Source organism: Herbaspirillum rhizosphaerae, from assembly GCF_001189965.1.
Classification (GTDB): Bacteria; Pseudomonadota; Gammaproteobacteria; order Burkholderiales; family Burkholderiaceae_D; genus Herbaspirillum; species Herbaspirillum rhizosphaerae.
Genome location: NZ_LFLU01000007.1, coordinates 218,171 through 234,521 on the forward strand (window position 1 = coordinate 218,171; position 16,351 = coordinate 234,521).

The following is a 16,351-nucleotide window of genomic DNA, read 5'->3' on the forward strand; positions in this document are numbered from 1 at the left end:
TGAAAAACTCCGCGGCATCACGCGGAGTTCGCAGTAAAAAAATAAAACGCCGTCGGTATCATCGACGGCGTTTTTATTTGCTTTTTTCTTTCCCCACATCCAGATCCAGATGATCGCGCGCGGCCAGCTGACCGGCCCAGAGCGATTCCAGGCTGGGCAGGTTCCAGCGTTCGCGCGACTCCCTGCCGACGATGCTGTCCTTCACCGCAGGGTCGGACAAGTCCACCAGCTCCACATCGATCGGTCCCGGCGGTTCTTCGCGAAAGAATACCCTGACAATCGGCTTGGTCAGCGAGGCCTTGGTTTGTTCGACGACGACGGCGAGCCGCCCTGAACTCAGCTTGACCAGCGCGCCGGTCGGATAGATGCCGAGACTCTTGACGAAGGCCGACAACACGGTCTGGTCGAAATGCCCCTTCCACGACGCCATGCGCGCCAGCGACTCGGCGGGATCCCAGCCGTCCTTGTAGGGACGATTGGAGGTGATGGCGTCATACACGTCGCACACCGCACCCATGCGCGCGAGCAGCGAGAGTTTGCCGCCGCTCACGCCTTCCGGATAGCCGCCGCCGTCGATGCGTTCGTGATGATGCAGGCAAACTTCGCCGGCCGCCGCGGGAATGCTCCGGTCGCCCGTCAGAAAAGCATGGCCCAGCACCGTATGCCGTTTGATGATGGTGAATTCTTCGTCGCTCAGCTGGCTGGGCTTGTTGAGGATTTCAGCCGGCGTCAGCGCCTTGCCGATGTCGTGCAGCAAACCCGCGATGCCGGCCTCCCGGCAAGCCTCTTCGTCGAACCCCAGCGTGCGGCCGAGCGAGACCATCAGCGCACAGACAGCGACGGAATGCATATAGGTGTAATCGTCGCTGGTCTTCAGGCGCGCCAGGCTGATCAGGGCGCCGGGGTTGCGCAACACCGATGCAGCGATGTCGGCCACCAGCGGCAGGCAACTGTCGACGTTGATGGCGTTTCCCAGACGGACTTCATTGAACATCGAGATCGTTGCCGCGCGCGCGCTTTTGCACAGGATGGCGGCGCGTTCGAGTTCTTCGTCGAAGCTTGTCGCTTCCGGTTCCGCCTCCGTTTCAGGCAATTCGAAGGCCTCTTCCTGCGCCTTCTTGCTGACGTCGCGCCCCTTGCTGAGATCGATCCAGCAAGTCTCGATGCCGGATGTCCAGGCCGCCTGCAGATCGGCATAATCGCGCAGCAGGAATTTGCTCTTCCAGAACGGATTCTTGATCCAGGCTTCATCGAAACCGTGCAGATACATTCCCAATCGAAGATCGGCGACATTGATTTTCTTGAGATGGCTCATCTTTTCCTGCGGCAATGCAACCGTATTGTCCCCGCGCCTGCATCCTGCGCTGCCGCCGGAACCGCCGCAGCAACCAGGAGAATGCGCAACCATGTGGCCGATATGTCCACGATATAAGCATTACATGGAAGACAATATCGCAACAATAGGAAAATCCCCTAAATACAAATGTCCCATCGGGAAACGCGCTGCAAAATGATGCCGGGGGATGTACGAAAAAGAAGAAAACACGCGCTCGCCAAGGGACCGCAGGTGCAGCACCCATTGGACGCAAAGCCATCAGCCGGATGTAAAGCGCCGCCGGAGTGTGGCTTATTTGCTCGTGATTTTCGGCAACGAAAAACTGGCGACCTGATTGTGCCCGCGTTGCTGTGCGGTGTTCAAGGCATGGTCGGCCGACCGTATCAGGTCGGCGCCAATATCGTTCGCATCCACCGGGTCCAGGCAACTGACGCCGATGCTGACGGTCACCACGCCCTCGTCGCTTTCCCAATGCGGCACCGCCAGATCGCGCACCGCCTCGCAGAGTTTTTCGGCAAAGCCGACTGCCGCCAGTTGCGTGCAATTCGGCAAGATGACGCAGAACTGCTCTTCCCCGTAACGCGCGGCCAGATAAGGCGATTGTCGCAGGCTCGTCTTGATTGCCGCAGCGATGCTGCGCAGGCATTGGTCGCTGTTGGTATGACCGTACAGATGGCTGAACACTTTGAAACGATCGATATCCAGCATCATGATCGAGAGCGCCGTCTGTCCGTCCCTGGCGTGTTCGAGTTCGCTCTTTAGCAGCGCATCGAATTGCCGACGATTCGGCAAGCCGGTCACCTCATCCTTCAAGGCCAGTTGTTCGAGCGACTGGTTCAGGCGCTCGGCCTTTGCCTGCGCATCCAGCGCATCGATCTCGGCCTTGGAGCGGCGGCTTACCTGCGTGATCAGTTTATTGCCGGCAAACAGCAAGGCGACCAGCAGCAGCGCCACACTGCCGCCATGCAACAGCGACTCGCGCCACCAGCCGGCCAGGACTTCATCCTCGGATTTTGCGACTGCGACAAACAGCGGGTAACTGGCGACGCTGCGATACACGTTGATACGCGTAACGCCGTCCTGGGATGACTTGATCAGCGCCGTGCCGGTCAGCGGATTGGCCTGGTATTCGCGAAACAGGACGGTGCCGCTCATGTTTTTACCGGCGAATTCGTCGCGCATCGGGCGGCGGTACAGCAAGATGCCGTCCGCACGGACCAGCACGATGGCGCCGGCGCTGCCGATGTCGAAGGTGCGATAGAATTTTTCGAGATAGGCCATATCGATGTTGGCGACGACCACGCCGCCAAAACTGCCGTCAGGCCGGTTGTAGCGCCGACTGATGGTGAAGCCCCAGCGGCCGCTGGATCTGCTGAGTATGGGCGCGTCGATATGGGGATCGAGATCCGCATGGTTGCGGTGATAAAGAAAATAGGCGCGGTCGCGCCCGTTCAATTCCTTGTCCAGCTTTTCCTGCGATGTCAGGATCAGATTGCCGTCCTGATCCAATACATACACGCCGTCGATTTGCGGCAACGAACTCAGCCGCGCGCGCAATGCCTGGTGCGTGCGTTGCGCCCCCTCGGGCGATCCGCCGTCGCGCGGCCAGCGTTCAAGCACACCGCCGATGACGATGTCGGCTTCTTTCAGCGTATCTTCAGCATGCTGCGCCAGGGCGCGCGTAACGTTGGAGATGGATGCCCGGCTTTCTTCTACCTGCGCCTTGCGGCTGTAGGTGATTCCCCACATTTCAAGAACCACAATCGCCAGTGCAATGGCAGCAATGAAAATTCGTGCTCGCGTTCCTGTTGCAACGTCATTTTTGTCTGACATGGTTCTTGAGTGAAATAAAAAGTGGCTCCAGCAGCATAGTATTTTGAAAACATCGGCAGCGATACAACTATTAGCAGCGCCTGTCCGCCCCGCCCGGCCAGGGCATAAGATGAGCGCCGCGTGATAAAGTTAATAAAAGGAAACGCGATCCGATAGCGCTCCTTGTCTTGTCAATCCCATCATTCCAGAGGCCTTCCCCTTGTCGAGTCAACCAGAACCCCGGCGCCAAACCAATCAAGTGGCAGGCATCCTCGGCACGGCGACCGTACTCGCCCTGCTCTACTTCGGGCGCGACGTACTGATCCCGATTACGCTCGCCATCATCCTCAGCCTGCTGATCACGCCCTTCATCCATCGCCTGCGCCGGATCGGCCTGGGCCAGACCCTGTCGGTCGGCGTCGCGGTGGTGACGCTGGCCCTGTCGCTGGCGGCGGTCGGCCTGGTCATCGGCGTGCAGGTGGTGCGCATCGGCGGCAGCCTGCCGCAATATGCCGACACCATTCGCAGCAAGGTCAATGTGCTCGATCAGCTGACGCTGGGCAAGCTCGGCGAACTCAACGGCCAGGCCGGACGCTGGATCGATCATCTCTCCGATGAAAAGGATGCCAAGGCGACCGCCTCTGTCGGCGCCGCCCCGGCATTGCGCGCCGGCAGCAACGTCCCCATTCCGGTCGAAATCCATGCGCCGCCGCAAAAGCCGCTGCAACTGCTGACCCGCATCGCATCGTCGGTATGGGCGCCGCTGGAAACGGCCGGCATCGTCTTCGTGGTACTGATCTTTGTCTTGCTGGAACACGAAGCCTTGCGCGATCGCTTCATCCGCCTGGCCGGCGGCAATGACCTGCGCGCCACGACGATTGCAGTCAACGACGCCGGCGAGCGCTTGTCGCGCTTCTTCGTATCGCAGTTCGCGGTCAACATCGGCGTCGGCGTGCTGGTGTGGCTAGGCCTGAGCATCCTCGGCCTGTCGCAGGCTTTGCTGTGGGGCGCGATGGCGGCGATCCTGCGTTTCATCCCCTATGTCGGCGTGTGGATCGCGGCCTTCTGCGCGACCTTGCTGGCGGCGGCGATTTCGCCGGGCTGGTCGCTGGCGGTGATGACGCTGATGCTGTTCCTGGTGATCGAAGTCGTGTTCGCGCAACTGGTCGAGCCCAAGCTGTACGGCCACACCACCGGCTTGTCGCCGTTGTCGGTCGTGATTGCGGCGATTTTTTGGAGCTGGATCTGGGGGCCGGTCGGGCTGGTGCTGTCGACGCCGCTGACCTTGTGCCTGGTGGTCGCGGGCAGATATTTCCGCGCGCTCAACATGTTTGAAATCCTGCTCGGCGAAATTCCCGCGCTGACCTTGCCGCAGAATTTTTATCAGCGCGCGCTCTCCGGCGATACGCAGGAAATCATCGCCAGCGCGCGCCAGATCCTCAAGCGCAAATCCTTTGCCGCCTATTGCGACTCGGTACTGGTACCGGCGCTGCATCTGGCGCGCGCGGACCTGGACGCCAATGCCATCAGCAAGGGCGAACAACTGAAAGTCGGCACCGCCATCGCCTCCGTCATCGAAGCGCTCGGCGAGAATCCGAAGTGGTGGCGGCAGTACACCCGCATCTCCATGCTGGAAGACGTCAACATCGGACGCCAGCTGCGCCGTCGCCGCGAAGCCGTCATCGGCGGCACGCAAGGTTCTTTCGACGTGCCGGCCGGCACCATCGTGCTGGGGATCGGCGCCGGCTCCGGCGGCGACGAGCTGGCCGCGGAAATCCTGGTGCGCATCCTGCGCAAACAGAATGTAGACGGTCGCCACGTCACGCTCGGCGAAATGGGCGATGCGCCGCCGCCCGACGTCAAGCCCGGCATCGTTGCGATGTTCTGCCTGGTCAGCATCGAGCCGGTCAAGGAACAGGCGCAGATCGAAGCTGCACTGATGCAGATGACGCAGCGCCTGCCGCATGTCAAGCAGCTGGTGCTGCAGATCGCCAGCCCGTTCGAGCAATTGCAGCTGCAGGACAATGCCATCGACGGCGCGCATGAAGTCGTGCATTCGTTTGAGGAAGCGGTGCAGAGCTGCCTGCGCAACTTGCACGTCTATGACAAGCCGGGACTCATCAGCAAGATCTGAAACCTCTCAGCCTGAACAGGATGGCCGCCGACGACTTTTGCCGGCGGCTTTTTTTGCGTATTTTCAAAACTGACTATGTGCTGACAAAAAAGCGAATTACTTATTTTCAATATCGCTTATAGCCTTTTATTCTGGAACATTTATTGCATTTAGAAAGCAAGTCGATACCCAGTCAACTCTGCAAACCCAAGCCCATAGCGACTTTCAGATACTGACAAATCGCTGAAGAAATGCCGCACAGCAAACAGATCCACGCGATTCTATCTATAATTGCGCTGCAATTTTGAGAACTCATTTCGCCAATATCCGTGAGATGCGTTCTTGTCCAAAGAGGCGCTGGCAAGGCGTGCGACGCGTCGCGTAGCGGTGCTACGCGCAAGGAGCACAACGCCGCCAGCGCCTCTTTGGACAAGAACCCTTCGGGAACGTCCTGTTTGGGTGTATTGCTGCGTTGCGCCGCTTGCCAAGGGAACCACCCTTGGCTGCGCGACGCGCCTTGCACTACCTCCCAAACAGGATCGTTCGCACTCGCGGCTATTGGCGAAATGAGTTCTATAACAATCCTTCCACCAAAAGTTTGAGGAGAATTTCTATGCGGCTCTTACTCCTGTTGCCGTTCATTGGTCTATTGTGGGTCCCGTTTTACAACGACGAATTGCCCGCACTGTTCGGCTTTCCGTTTTTCTACTGGTATCAGTTCATGTGGGTTCCGCTCACCGCGCTGATCATCTGGATCGTCTATAAAGACGGTCTCAAGAAGGGAGTCGAATAATGAATTCCTCTTCCATCAACTGGACGGCGCTCGGCGTCTTCATCTTCTTCTTCGCACTGGTCACCGTGATGGGCTTCTGGGCCTCGCGCTGGCAAAGCGGTGGCAAGGCCAACAAGGGCGCGCACCTCGACGAATGGGGTCTGGGCGGCCGCAACTTCGGCACCTGGATTACCTGGTTCCTGGTCGGCGGCGATTTCTACACGGCCTATACCGTGATCGCGGTGCCGGCGCTGGTGTATGCGGTCGGCGCTTACGGCTTCTTCGCGCTGCCGTACACGATCCTGGTCTACCCTATCGTGTTCCTGATCATGCCCAAGCTGTGGCACGCCGCGCACAAGGCCGGTCACGTGACTGCTGCCGACGTGGTGTTCGGCCGCTATAAATCGCGCAAGCTGGAACTGGCGATCGCCCTGACCGGCGTCGTGGCGACCATGCCTTACATCGCGCTGCAACTGATCGGCATGGAAGTGGTCATCAAGGCGCTCGGCGTCACCGGTGAACTGCCGCTGCTGGCGGCTTTCGTGATCCTGGCGCTGTACACCTACTCGGCCGGCCTGCGCGCACCTGCGCTGATCGCCTTCGTCAAGGACCTGATGATTTATATCGTGGTGCTGGTGGCGGTGGTGCTGGTGCCGATGAAGCTCGGCGGCTATGGCATCGTGTTCAACTCGGCGCGCGAGGCGTTTGCAGCCAAGGGCGGCATGACCGGCCTGACGCTCAAGCCTGCACAGTTCCTGCCGTTTGCGACGCTGGCGCTGGGTTCGGCGATGGCAGCCTTCATGTATCCGCACACCCTGACCGGCATCTTCGCGGCCAAGAGTGCCGACACGATCCGCAAGAACGCCGTGTTCCTGCCTGCGTATACCGTGCTACTGGGCCTGATCGCCTTGCTGGGCTACATGGCCTACGCGGCGGGCGTCAAGGTCGAAGCCAACAACGACATCGTTCCTGCGCTGTTCAACGCCATGTTCCCAAGCTGGTTCAGCGGCTTTGCGTTTGCTGCGATTGCCATCGGCGCGCTGGTGCCGGCGGCGGTGATGTCGATCGGCGCGGCCAACCTGTTCACGCGCAACTTCTGGAAGCCCTACGTGAATCCGAACGTGTCGGCCGAAGGCGAGGCCAAGGTCGCCAAGATGGTGTCGCTGGTGGTCAAGTTCGGCGCGCTGGTGTTCATCCTGTTCCTGCCGACCAAGTTTGCGCTTGATCTGCAGTTGCTGGGCGGCGTGTGGATCCTGCAAACCTTCCCGGCGCTGGTGTTCGGCCTGTTCATCGGCTGGTTCGGCGCGAACGCGTTGCTGAGCGGCTGGGCAGTCGGCATCATCGGCGGCAGCTGGCTGGCGTACGCCGACGGCATCAAGCCGGTGCACACCTTCCACATCGGCGCCGACGCGTACACCATGTACACCGGTCTGATCGCGCTGGCCTTGAACATTGCGGTGGCGGTCGTGGTGCAACTGGTGTTCGGCAAAGGCGGAGCGAAAGCGCCGGCCTTGAAACATTGATGTTGTAGCCTTACCCGCAACAAGAAAAAGCCACGTTCTCCGGAACGTGGCTTTTTTATTTGCGACGCCTGCCGAAATTCAATGATTCAGCGATTTACGATCTTGGCCGGAATGAAGCACAGCACCAGCACCGCCGTCACCACGCCCATGGCGCCCTGTCGAACATGGGCCGGATTATATTGACGCCATATCTATGGAGATATAGCGAAAAACCCTTATCTGCATCATTACAACAAGCTGACAAGCATGTTTTCGACTTGCCTTTCTGATCCCGATTACCCGCTGCGCGCATAAAAAAAGCCGCTCTGGCGAGCGGCTCTTTCACAGCTTGAACAGCTTCTCAGCCGAAGCTCAGTTGCACCTTCATCATCTTCGAACGGTCGCCGGCGATCTCGAACGCTTCTACCGATTTCTCGAACGGATAAGTTGCTGAGATCAGCGGCTTCACGTCGACCAGCTTCTTGTTCATCAACTCCACCGCCAGCGCGAACTCTTCATGGAAGCGGAAGGCGCCGCGCCACTCCAGCTCCTTGCCGACCAGCAAATTCGCCGGGAAGTTGATGTCGCCGCCCAGGCCGACTTGCACGATCACCGCACCGGGGCGCAAGGTATCGAGCGCGCCGCGCAAGGCTTGCTCGTTGCCGCTGGCTTCGAACAGCACGTCGAAAGTACCCTTGTCTTGCGTGAAGGCCTTGAGCGCATCGGCGTCCGTCGCCACGTTGATGGCCTGGTCGGCGCCGACGGTCAGCGCACTTTCCAGCGGCATCTTGGCGACGTCGGTGACGACGATCTGCAAGGCGCCGGCGCGGCGTGCGGCGATCACGGTCAGCGCGCCGATCGGGCCGCAGCCGGTGACCAGCACGCGTTTTCCGAACAAGGGGCCGGCGCGGCGCACGGCATGCAGCGCGACCGACAACGGTTCCGCCATGGCGGCTTCGCCGTCGGTGACGTGATCGGCGACCACATGCGCCTGGGCGCGTTCGATGATGATCTCCTGACGGAACGCGCCCTGCACGTGCGGCATGCGCATCGCGCTGCCGTAGAAACGCATGTCGAGGCAGTGGTTGTGTTTGCCTTCCTGGCAGTATTTGCACAGGCCGCAGGGATTGCTCGGGCTGATCGAAATACGCGTGCCCGGCTTGATGTCGCCGATGGCGGAGCCGGTTTCGGCGATCACGCCGGAGACTTCATGGCCGAGCACCATCGGTTCCTTGATGCGCACGGTGCCGAAGCCGCCGTTGTGATAGTAGTGCAGGTCCGAGCCACAGATACCGCCGGCCTTCACTTTGACCTTGAGCTGATGCGGTTGCAGTTCAGCGGTTTGCAATTCTTGTACGCGCAGATCGTGCGGCGCGTGAATGACGATGCCTTGTTGCATGATGTTGTCCCTTATCTCTTATAAAGTTGCGGTCACGCCGCCATCGACGTACAGGATGTGGCCGTTGACGAATTTCGAAGCATCGCTGGAGAGGAACACCGCCGCGCCGACCAGATCTTCCACATCGCCCCAGCGGCGCGACGGCGTGCGGCCGATCAGCCACTCGGAGAATTTTTCATCGGCCACCAGCGCCATGTTCATTTCGGTCTTGAAGTAGCCGGGGCCGAGGCCGTTGACTTGCAGGCCGTACTTGCCCCAGTCGATCGCCATGCCCTTAGTGAACATCTTCACCGCGCCCTTGGTGGCGGTGTACGGCGCGATGTTGGGACGACCCAGTTCGCTTTGCACCGAGCAGACGTTGACGATCTTGCCGCGGCCGCGTTTGATCATGCCTTGCGCAACCGCTTTGGCGGTGAAGAAAACGCTGTTGAGATTGGTGCTGATCAGGTCGTTCCAGTCGGACTCCTTGAAGTCTTCCAGCGGTGCGCGGCGCTGGATGCCGGCGTTGTTGAACAGGATTTCGATCGGGCCGATGTCGGCCTCGATCTTCGCCACTGCCGCTTCCACCGATGCCGACGAAGTCGCATCGAAAGACGACTCGTGGATGGTATAGCCCTCTGCGCGCAGCTTCGCGGCAACGCCGGCCAGCTTGGCGGCATCGCGGCCGTTGAGCACGATGGACGCGCCCGCAGCCGCCAGGCCGCGCGCCAGCGCCAGACCGATGCCGCCGCTGGAGCCGGTGATCAATGCCAGTTTGCCGGTCAGCGAAAAACTCTGCAGACCTGCGGGTAGTGTTGCGCTCATTCTGTCTCCTTGTTTGTTATGCGTTGCGGTATTGGTTATTTGACGCTCAGCCGCTGGAACTCGGACAACGCCCGGTATTCATCGGCCAGCTTGTTCGGGATAGCCAGGAAAATCGGACGCAGGCGCTCGTAGATCGCGACGTTTTTCGCTATCGGTACATGGCGGTTGGTCGAACCGACCATATCGGAAATCACATCCAGCGAGCGGATCATGCCCAGTGCAAACAGGCCGAGCACGGCGGCGCCGAGGCAGGAGGATTCGACGCTTTGCGGCACCACCACTTCGCGGTTGAAAATGTCGGCCATCATCTGACGCCACAAGGCCGAACGCGCAAAGCCGCCGGTGGCCATCATGCGCTGGGTCGGGCCGATGAGGTCTTCGACCGCCGGCAGGATGGTGTAGAGGTTGAAGATCACGCCTTCCAGCGCGGCGCGGATCATGTGTTCCTTGCGGTGGTGCAAGGCCAGGCCGAAGAAGGAGCCGCGCAAATCGGCATTCCACAACGGAGCGCGCTCGCCCGCCATGTAGGGATGGAACAGCAGGCCTTCGGCGCCCGGCGAGACTTTTTCGGCGATGTTGGTCAGGGCGTCATAAGGATCGACACCTGCCTTGCGCGCTGCGTCGGCTTCGGCCGTCGCCAGCTCGTCGCGCACCCAGTGGAAAATGTTGCCGCCATTGTTGACCGGACCGCCGACGACCCAGTGTTTTTGCGTGAGCGCATAGCAAAAGGTACGGCCGGAAGGATCGGTTATGGGGCGGTCGATCACGGTGCGCATCGCGCCGGAGGTGCCGATGGTGACCGCGACCTGGCCCGGGTGGATGGCGTTGACGCCGAGGTTGGACAAGACGCCGTCATTGGCGCCGAGGACGAACGGCGTGTCGCTGTTCAAGCCCAGCTGCGCGGCGACGTCGGCCGGCAATCCGGCGATGTGATGCGTGGTCGGCACCGGTTCGGACAATTGCGCGGCGTCGATGCCGAGCAAGGCCAGCGCGCCCTTGTCCCAGTTCAGTTCCTGCAGGTTGAACAGGCCGGTTGCGGAGGCGATCGAATAGTCCACCAGCCAGCGGCCGAACAGACGGAAGAACACGTATTCCTTCACGCCGACGAAACGTTCGGCGCGGGCAAAGATATCGGCATGGTCATAACGCAGCCACATCAGCTTGCACAGCGGCGACATCGGGTGGATCGGCGTGCCGGTGCGCTGATAGATGGCCTGGCCGTCATGCTCTTCGCGGATGCGGCGCGCCCACAGGCTGGCGCGATTGTCGGCCCAGGTGATGCTGTTGGTGATCGGCCGGTTGTCGTTACCGATGGCGATGACGCTATGCATCGCGGCGCTGAAGGACACCAACGCGATCTCGCCGGCCGTGGCCTTGGCGGCTTTCACGGCCTGAGCGATGGACGCCAGCACGGCGTCGTAAATCTGCAAGGGATCCTGCTCCGCCATGCCGGGCACGGTGCAGAGCAAGGGGTATTCGACTGCATGCTGGGCAACGACCTGGCCGTCCAACGTGAACACGACAGTTTTGGTGCTGGTGGTGCCGATATCGACGCCGAGCATGAAGTGCGACATGAGTATTTCCTTTGTTTCCTTGTGCTTCTTCCCGTCGTACAACGGAACTGCTTTACACCACGAGATTCAGCAACATGATGAAGATCAGCGCCACCACCGAGATGATGGTTTCCATCGCCGTCCAGGTCTTGAAGGTTTCGCCGACGCTCATGTTGAAGTATTCCTTGACCAGCCAGAAGCCTGCATCATTGACGTGCGACAGGATCAGTGAGCCGGCGCCGGTGGCCAGCACCAGCAGTTCGCGGTTGGTGCCGGGGATCAGTGCCACCAGCGGCGCCACGATACCGGCGCCGGTGATGGTCGCCACCGTGGCCGAACCGGTCGCCACGCGAATCACGCCTGCCACGAACCAGGCCAGCAGCAAGGGCGAAATCTGCGCATGCACGGCCAGTTGACCGATGGCCGTACCGACGCCGCTATTGACCAGCATTTGCTTGAAACCGCCGCCGGCGCCGATGATCAGCACGATGGCCGCGGTCGGCGCCAGGCTTTGATCGACGAACTTCAACACTTGCTGACGCGTAAAACCGCGCGCCACGCCAAAAGTGTACAGCGACAGCAGCAACGCCGCCAGCAAGGCCACGATCGGGTTGCCGATGAAATCCATCAGGTCGCGCATGGCGCTGCCTTCCGGCAAGGTGACGTCGACGAAGGTTTTCAGCAACATCAGGAATACCGGCGACAACACCGTGATGAGCGTGATGACGAAGCCCGGCAGTTCCTTGGTTTGCGGTTCGCGCGCCAGTTGCTCCATCAGTTCATCCGACGGCTTGATGTCGACATACTTGGAGATGAAAGCGCCGAACATCGGACCGGCGATGATCACGGTCGGCAGGCCGACGATGAGGCCGTAGAAAATGGTCTTGCCGATATCGGCGCCGAAGATGCCGATCGCCAGCAACGGCCCCGGATGCGGCGGCACCAGGCCGTGCATCACCGACAAGCTGGCCAGCATCGGCATGCCGATCTTGAACAGCGGCACACCGGAGCGGCGCGCGACGATGAAGACCAGCGGGATCAGCAGCACGAAGCCGATTTCAAAGAACAGCGGGATGCCGACCAGGAAGGCGCCGATCATCATGGCCCAGTGCACGCGCTGCTTGCCGAAGGCGCGCACCAGCGTCTGCGCGATCTGGTCGGCGCCGCCGGATTCGGCCATCATTTTGCCCAGCATGGTGCCCAGGCCCAGCACGATGCCGACGAAGCCGAGCACGCCGCCGAAGCCGTCCTGGAAGGACTTGACGATCTTGGGCAATGGCATGCCGGAGATCAGGCCGAGGAAGCCGGAGGTGATGATCAGGGCGATAAAGGGGTGAATACGCAGGCGCGTGATCATGACGATCAGCACCACAATGGCGAGGAAGGCGTTCAACAGCAGACTTGCTTCGTTACTCAATCCGAACATGGGGATGTCTCCAGGGTCAATAGCGCACACGGGCGTTCAGAAGCAAAAGCCGCCATTGCCACGCCGTCAACACCATGCCTGCCATCCACTACGGAGTCTTTACATTGTCTCGACGACGCGCCTTGCCGCTCAGTGCTGCATCCAGGCTGCCGTGCCACTATCTGTGTAGTGTTTATAAGGTTTATTTACTAAGAGAAATTTTTTGTTAAACGCTATCCGTACACCGACTACATTTCTGGATGTTAGCGTTAACATTGGCCGCGATGATAACGCTACCAAAATTTATGTGTCAAATCATTTGTATGAATATCTGCACGTGGAGAAGCCCGCGGCAACTGCCATGCGGCGGCGCAGCATGATTGGCGACGGCGACTGAATCGTCTGCAGAAAGAGCGCTCGGGTATGATGTCGGCAATAGAAAAATCCGCCCCGTCATGAACAAAAAATCCGCCGCCGAAAAAACCGTCAAAACCGCTAAAGGAAGCCGCGCCACCGGTCGCGTGACGATTGTCGACGTCGCCGCCGAAGCCAGGGTCAGCCCGATGACCGTTTCGCGCGCGCTGAAGACGCCGGAGCTGGTGCAGCAGGAAGCGCGCGACCGCATCGCCGCGGCCATCAAGAAACTCGGCTACGTCCCCAACCAGGCCGCCAGCACGCTGGCTTCGGCGCGCTCGCAGGTCATCGGCGTGCTGGTGCCGTCGCTGACCAATGCGGTGTTCATCGAGACGCTCAGCGGCATTCGCGATTACCTGTCGCAGGCAGGCTATCAGTTCCTCATCGGCGAGACCGGCTACTCGAAAGAGAAGGAAAGCCGGCTGATCTCCACCTACCTGGCGCATGCGCCCGCCGGCTTTTTGCTGTCGAGCTCGGATCAGCACGACATGCTGCGCCAGCAACTGGCGAACAGCAATATCCCCGCGGTCCGCATGTTCGACCTCGGCAAAAGCAACAGCGACATGTCGGTCGGATTTTCGCAAACCAAGGCCGGTTATGCGGTGGCGCAGCATCTGATCGAACGCGGTTATCGCCGCCCTGCTTTTCTTGCCGCGCAGCTCGATCCGCGCATGATGAAGCGCCGCGAAGGTTTCCGCAAAGGCCTGTCCGAAGCAGGATTGGATCCGAACGTCGAAGTCTTGCTGCCGACGCCGACCACGGTGGACATGGGGGCGCAATTGCTGGCGCGCGTGCTGGAGATGTCTCCCGATTGCGATGCGGTTTTTTGCTGCAACGACGATCTCGCGCTGGGCGCACTCTTCGAATGCCAGCGACGCGGCATCAAGGTGCCGCAGCAGATGGCGATTGCCGGTTTCAACGACTTGTCGTGGGCGGCCTGCGCTACGCCCTCGATCACTACCATCATCACGCCGCGCTACGACATCGGCTACAAGGCGGCGGAATTGCTGATCCGTCAACTCAAGGGCGAGCCGGTCGAAAAGGCGCGCCTCGATCTCGGCTTCCAATTGGCCGTACGTGAAAGTACGTAGGACTGAGGCATCTGCCGGCTGTCCGTCTCGTGCAACTCATCAATGATGGTGCCTCGCAAAAGATTGATGAAAGGCCTGCAACGCATGCTGTACCGCACCGAAAATTTATCCATAAATTCTATGGACACGACACCTCCTGAGGCTACAATCGTCGGGTGCAAAAGCACGTGTAGCACCATAACTAGATAACCTCAGGAGAATCACCCATGCGGAAAATCAACGGCTTGCTCAAGCCGGCCACCATGGCATTGCTGCCCCTCTGTACTTCCCTCGCCTTCCTGCCTGCCCACGCACAGACCGCTGCACCAGCGGCCGCGCCGGTAGTCAAGTACGACCTGACCTACGACATCATCAGCCCGGTGATGGCGAAAAACGGCATGGTCGCTTCCGAGCAGGAACTGGCGACGCAAGTCGGCCTCGACATTCTCAAGCGCGGCGGCAATGCGATCGACGCCGGCGTTGCCGTCGGCTTCGCGCTGGCGGTCGTGCTGCCGAACGCAGGCAACATCGGCGGCGGCGGCTTCATGATGATTCACGATGCGAAGACCGGCAAGAACGTCGCGCTCGATTTCCGTGAAATGGCGCCTGCCAAGGCCAGCCGCGACATGTACCTGGACGACAAGGGCAACGTCGCGCCGGGCCGCTCGCTGTACACCCACCTGGCGATCGGCGTGCCGGGCACGGTCGCGGGTCTGACCCACGCGCTGCAAAAATACGGCACGATGAAACTGTCCGACGTGATCGCTCCGGCTGTGAAGCTGGCGGAAAAAGGTTATCCGGTCAGCCCAAGCCTGGCGCTGATCCTGGCGGCAGAACGCGACCACCTCGGTCAATGGGAATCCAGCAAGGCGATTTTCTTCAAGAACGGCCGTCCGCTGGAAGCCGGCGACAAACTGGTGCAGAAAGACCTCGCCAAATCGCTCAAGCTGATCGGCAAGAAAGGCCCGTCCGTGTTCTATGAAGGCGAGATCGGCAAGAAGATCGTCGCTGAAATGGACAAGCACAACGGCCTGATCACCGCCGCCGACCTAAAGAACTACAAGGTCGTCGAACGCGAACCTGTGGTCGGCAATTATCGCGGCTATCAAGTGATGTCGATGCCGCCGCCAAGCTCGGGCGGTATCCACATCATCCAGATGATGAACATCCTGGAACGCTATCCGCTGAAGCAATACGGCGCCGACAGCGCACAGACCATCCACCTGATGGCCGAAGCGATGAAGCTGGCCTATGCCGACCGCGCCGAATACCTGGGCGATCCGGATTTCAACAAAGTGCCGGTCAAGGGCCTGACCTCGCGCGGCTATGCCGACGAACTGGCGAAGAAGATCAATCCCGATCGCGCAACGCCATCGTCGGAAATCAAGCCGGGCAAGCCGCAACCGTATGAAAGCGACCAGACCACGCACTTCTCGGTCGCCGACAAGGAAGGCAACCTGGTCGCCACGACCTACACGCTGAACCTGAACTTCGGCAGCGGCATCGTCGCCACCGGCACCGGCATCACGCTCAACAACGAGATGGACGACTTCTCCGCCAAACCGGGCGTACCGAACGCCTTCGGCCTGGTCGGCGGCGAAGCCAACGCCGTCGGCCCGGGCAAGCGCCCGCTGAGCTCGATGTCGCCGACCTTCGTGCTAAAGGACGGCAAGCCTTTCCTGGTCACCGGCAGCCCGGGCGGCAGCCGCATCATCACGACCACGATGCAGACCATCCTGAACGTGATCGAGCATGACATGAACGTCGCCGAAGCGACCATCACGCCGCGCATCCATCATCAGTGGGCGCCGGATCAGTTGCGCATCGAAAAGGGCATCAGCGCCGATACGATCAAGATCTTGCAGGACAAGGGTCAGAAGATCAGCGTGCAGCCTTCGATGGGACGTACGCAAACGATCCAGATCAAGGATGGCGCTTTCTACGGCTATTCGGATCCGCGTAATCCGGATGGACGTACGCTGGGGTTCTGATGGGTTAGCAGCTTTACTTGATGGAATGAAAATGCCGCCTGGTGAGAATCAGGCGGCATTTTTTATTGTTGAGCAGATTTTGTGTTTTTGGCTGTCAGGGCCTTCTTGTCAGCCTTCTTGTGTTTTGTTCCGACTGGTTTTCTTTGGTTGCCGATTCTTTTCTTTCTTCGATCAACCCTG

11 protein-coding genes are annotated in these 16,351 nt (G+C 60.2%); 5 read left to right on the forward strand and 6 right to left on the reverse strand.

Going from position 1 to position 16,351, the window contains the following annotated elements; all coding sequences use genetic code 11:
- Positions 1-73: 73 nt before the first annotated feature.
- Positions 74-1,315, reverse strand: coding sequence for an HD-GYP domain-containing protein (locus AKL25_RS12415; RefSeq protein ID WP_050477969.1), 1,242 nt, complete (start codon positions 1,313-1,315; stop codon positions 74-76).
- A 312-nt stretch (positions 1,316-1,627) separates the two neighbouring features.
- A complete protein-coding gene (locus AKL25_RS12420) occupies positions 1,628-3,085 on the reverse strand; it encodes a sensor domain-containing diguanylate cyclase (RefSeq protein ID WP_050477970.1) in 1,458 nt (485 codons plus the stop codon).
- Positions 3,086-3,368: 283 nt separating this feature from the next.
- Between AKL25_RS12420 and AKL25_RS12425 the strand changes: the two genes are divergently transcribed.
- From AKL25_RS12425 to mctP, 3 genes are all read left to right on the forward strand, one after another.
- Positions 3,369-5,282 carry an AI-2E family transporter gene (locus AKL25_RS12425; RefSeq protein WP_050477971.1) on the forward strand — a complete coding sequence of 638 codons (1,914 nt, stop codon included), beginning with the start codon at positions 3,369-3,371 and terminating at the stop codon, positions 5,280-5,282.
- Positions 5,283-5,874: 592 nt separating this feature from the next.
- Complete coding sequence (locus AKL25_RS12430) at positions 5,875-6,054, forward strand: DUF3311 domain-containing protein (protein ID WP_007877740.1); 180 nt, start codon at positions 5,875-5,877, stop codon at positions 6,052-6,054.
- Complete coding sequence (gene mctP, locus AKL25_RS12435) at positions 6,054-7,556, forward strand: monocarboxylate uptake permease MctP (RefSeq protein ID WP_050477972.1); 1,503 nt, start codon at positions 6,054-6,056, stop codon at positions 7,554-7,556. Before AKL25_RS12430 ends, mctP begins: the two co-directional genes overlap by 1 nt.
- 340 nt (positions 7,557-7,896) lie before the next feature.
- Here the strand turns inward: mctP and AKL25_RS12440 are convergent, their stop codons facing one another.
- Genes AKL25_RS12440 through AKL25_RS12455 form a run of 4 tightly spaced genes read right to left on the reverse strand, consistent with a single transcriptional unit; the run spans position 7,897 to position 12,717 of the window.
- The gene (locus AKL25_RS12440; RefSeq protein WP_050477973.1) at positions 7,897-8,934 is read right to left on the reverse strand and encodes an L-idonate 5-dehydrogenase; all 1,038 of its coding nucleotides are present in this window, start codon (positions 8,932-8,934) and stop codon (positions 7,897-7,899) included.
- An 18-nt stretch (positions 8,935-8,952) separates the two neighbouring features.
- Complete coding sequence (locus AKL25_RS12445) at positions 8,953-9,738, reverse strand: SDR family NAD(P)-dependent oxidoreductase (RefSeq protein ID WP_050477974.1); 786 nt, start codon at positions 9,736-9,738, stop codon at positions 8,953-8,955.
- Between the two features lie 35 nt (positions 9,739-9,773).
- On the reverse strand, positions 9,774-11,312 hold the full coding sequence (gntK, locus tag AKL25_RS12450) for a gluconokinase (RefSeq protein ID WP_050477975.1): 1,539 nt from the start codon (positions 11,310-11,312) through the stop codon (positions 9,774-9,776).
- Between the two features lie 52 nt (positions 11,313-11,364).
- On the reverse strand, positions 11,365-12,717 hold the full coding sequence (locus tag AKL25_RS12455; RefSeq protein WP_050477976.1) for a GntP family permease: 1,353 nt from the start codon (positions 12,715-12,717) through the stop codon (positions 11,365-11,367).
- Between the two features lie 434 nt (positions 12,718-13,151).
- On the opposite strand from AKL25_RS12455, the gene gntR reads away from it, so the two are divergent.
- A complete protein-coding gene (gene gntR / locus AKL25_RS12460) occupies positions 13,152-14,201 on the forward strand; it encodes an HTH-type transcriptional regulator GntR (protein WP_050477977.1) in 1,050 nt (349 codons plus the stop codon).
- 206 nt (positions 14,202-14,407) lie between these two features.
- On the forward strand, positions 14,408-16,171 hold the full coding sequence (gene ggt, locus AKL25_RS12465) for a gamma-glutamyltransferase (protein ID WP_050477978.1): 1,764 nt from the start codon (positions 14,408-14,410) through the stop codon (positions 16,169-16,171).
- Positions 16,172-16,351 lie beyond the last annotated feature (180 nt).

Bases quoted from the DNA above. Each gene is read 5' to 3' on its own strand.
- AKL25_RS12415 (WP_050477969.1), bottom strand. From the start codon at position 1,315: ATGAGCCATCTCAAGAAAATCAATGTCGCCGATCTTCGATTGGGAATG.
- AKL25_RS12420 (WP_050477970.1), bottom strand. From the start codon at position 3,085: ATGTGGGGAATCACCTACAGCCGCAAGGCGCAGGTAGAAGAAAGCCGG.
- AKL25_RS12430 (WP_007877740.1), top strand. From the start codon at position 5,875: ATGCGGCTCTTACTCCTGTTGCCGTTCATTGGTCTATTGTGGGTCCCG.
- mctP (WP_050477972.1), top strand. From the start codon at position 6,054: ATGAATTCCTCTTCCATCAACTGGACGGCGCTCGGCGTCTTCATCTTC.
- AKL25_RS12440 (WP_050477973.1), bottom strand. From the start codon at position 8,934: ATGCAACAAGGCATCGTCATTCACGCGCCGCACGATCTGCGCGTACAA.
- AKL25_RS12445 (WP_050477974.1), bottom strand. From the start codon at position 9,738: ATGAGCGCAACACTACCCGCAGGTCTGCAGAGTTTTTCGCTGACCGGC.
- gntK (WP_050477975.1), bottom strand. From the start codon at position 11,312: ATGTCGCACTTCATGCTCGGCGTCGATATCGGCACCACCAGCACCAAA.
- AKL25_RS12455 (WP_050477976.1), bottom strand. From the start codon at position 12,717: ATGTTCGGATTGAGTAACGAAGCAAGTCTGCTGTTGAACGCCTTCCTC.
- gntR (WP_050477977.1), top strand. From the start codon at position 13,152: ATGAACAAAAAATCCGCCGCCGAAAAAACCGTCAAAACCGCTAAAGGA.
- ggt (WP_050477978.1), top strand. From the start codon at position 14,408: ATGCGGAAAATCAACGGCTTGCTCAAGCCGGCCACCATGGCATTGCTG.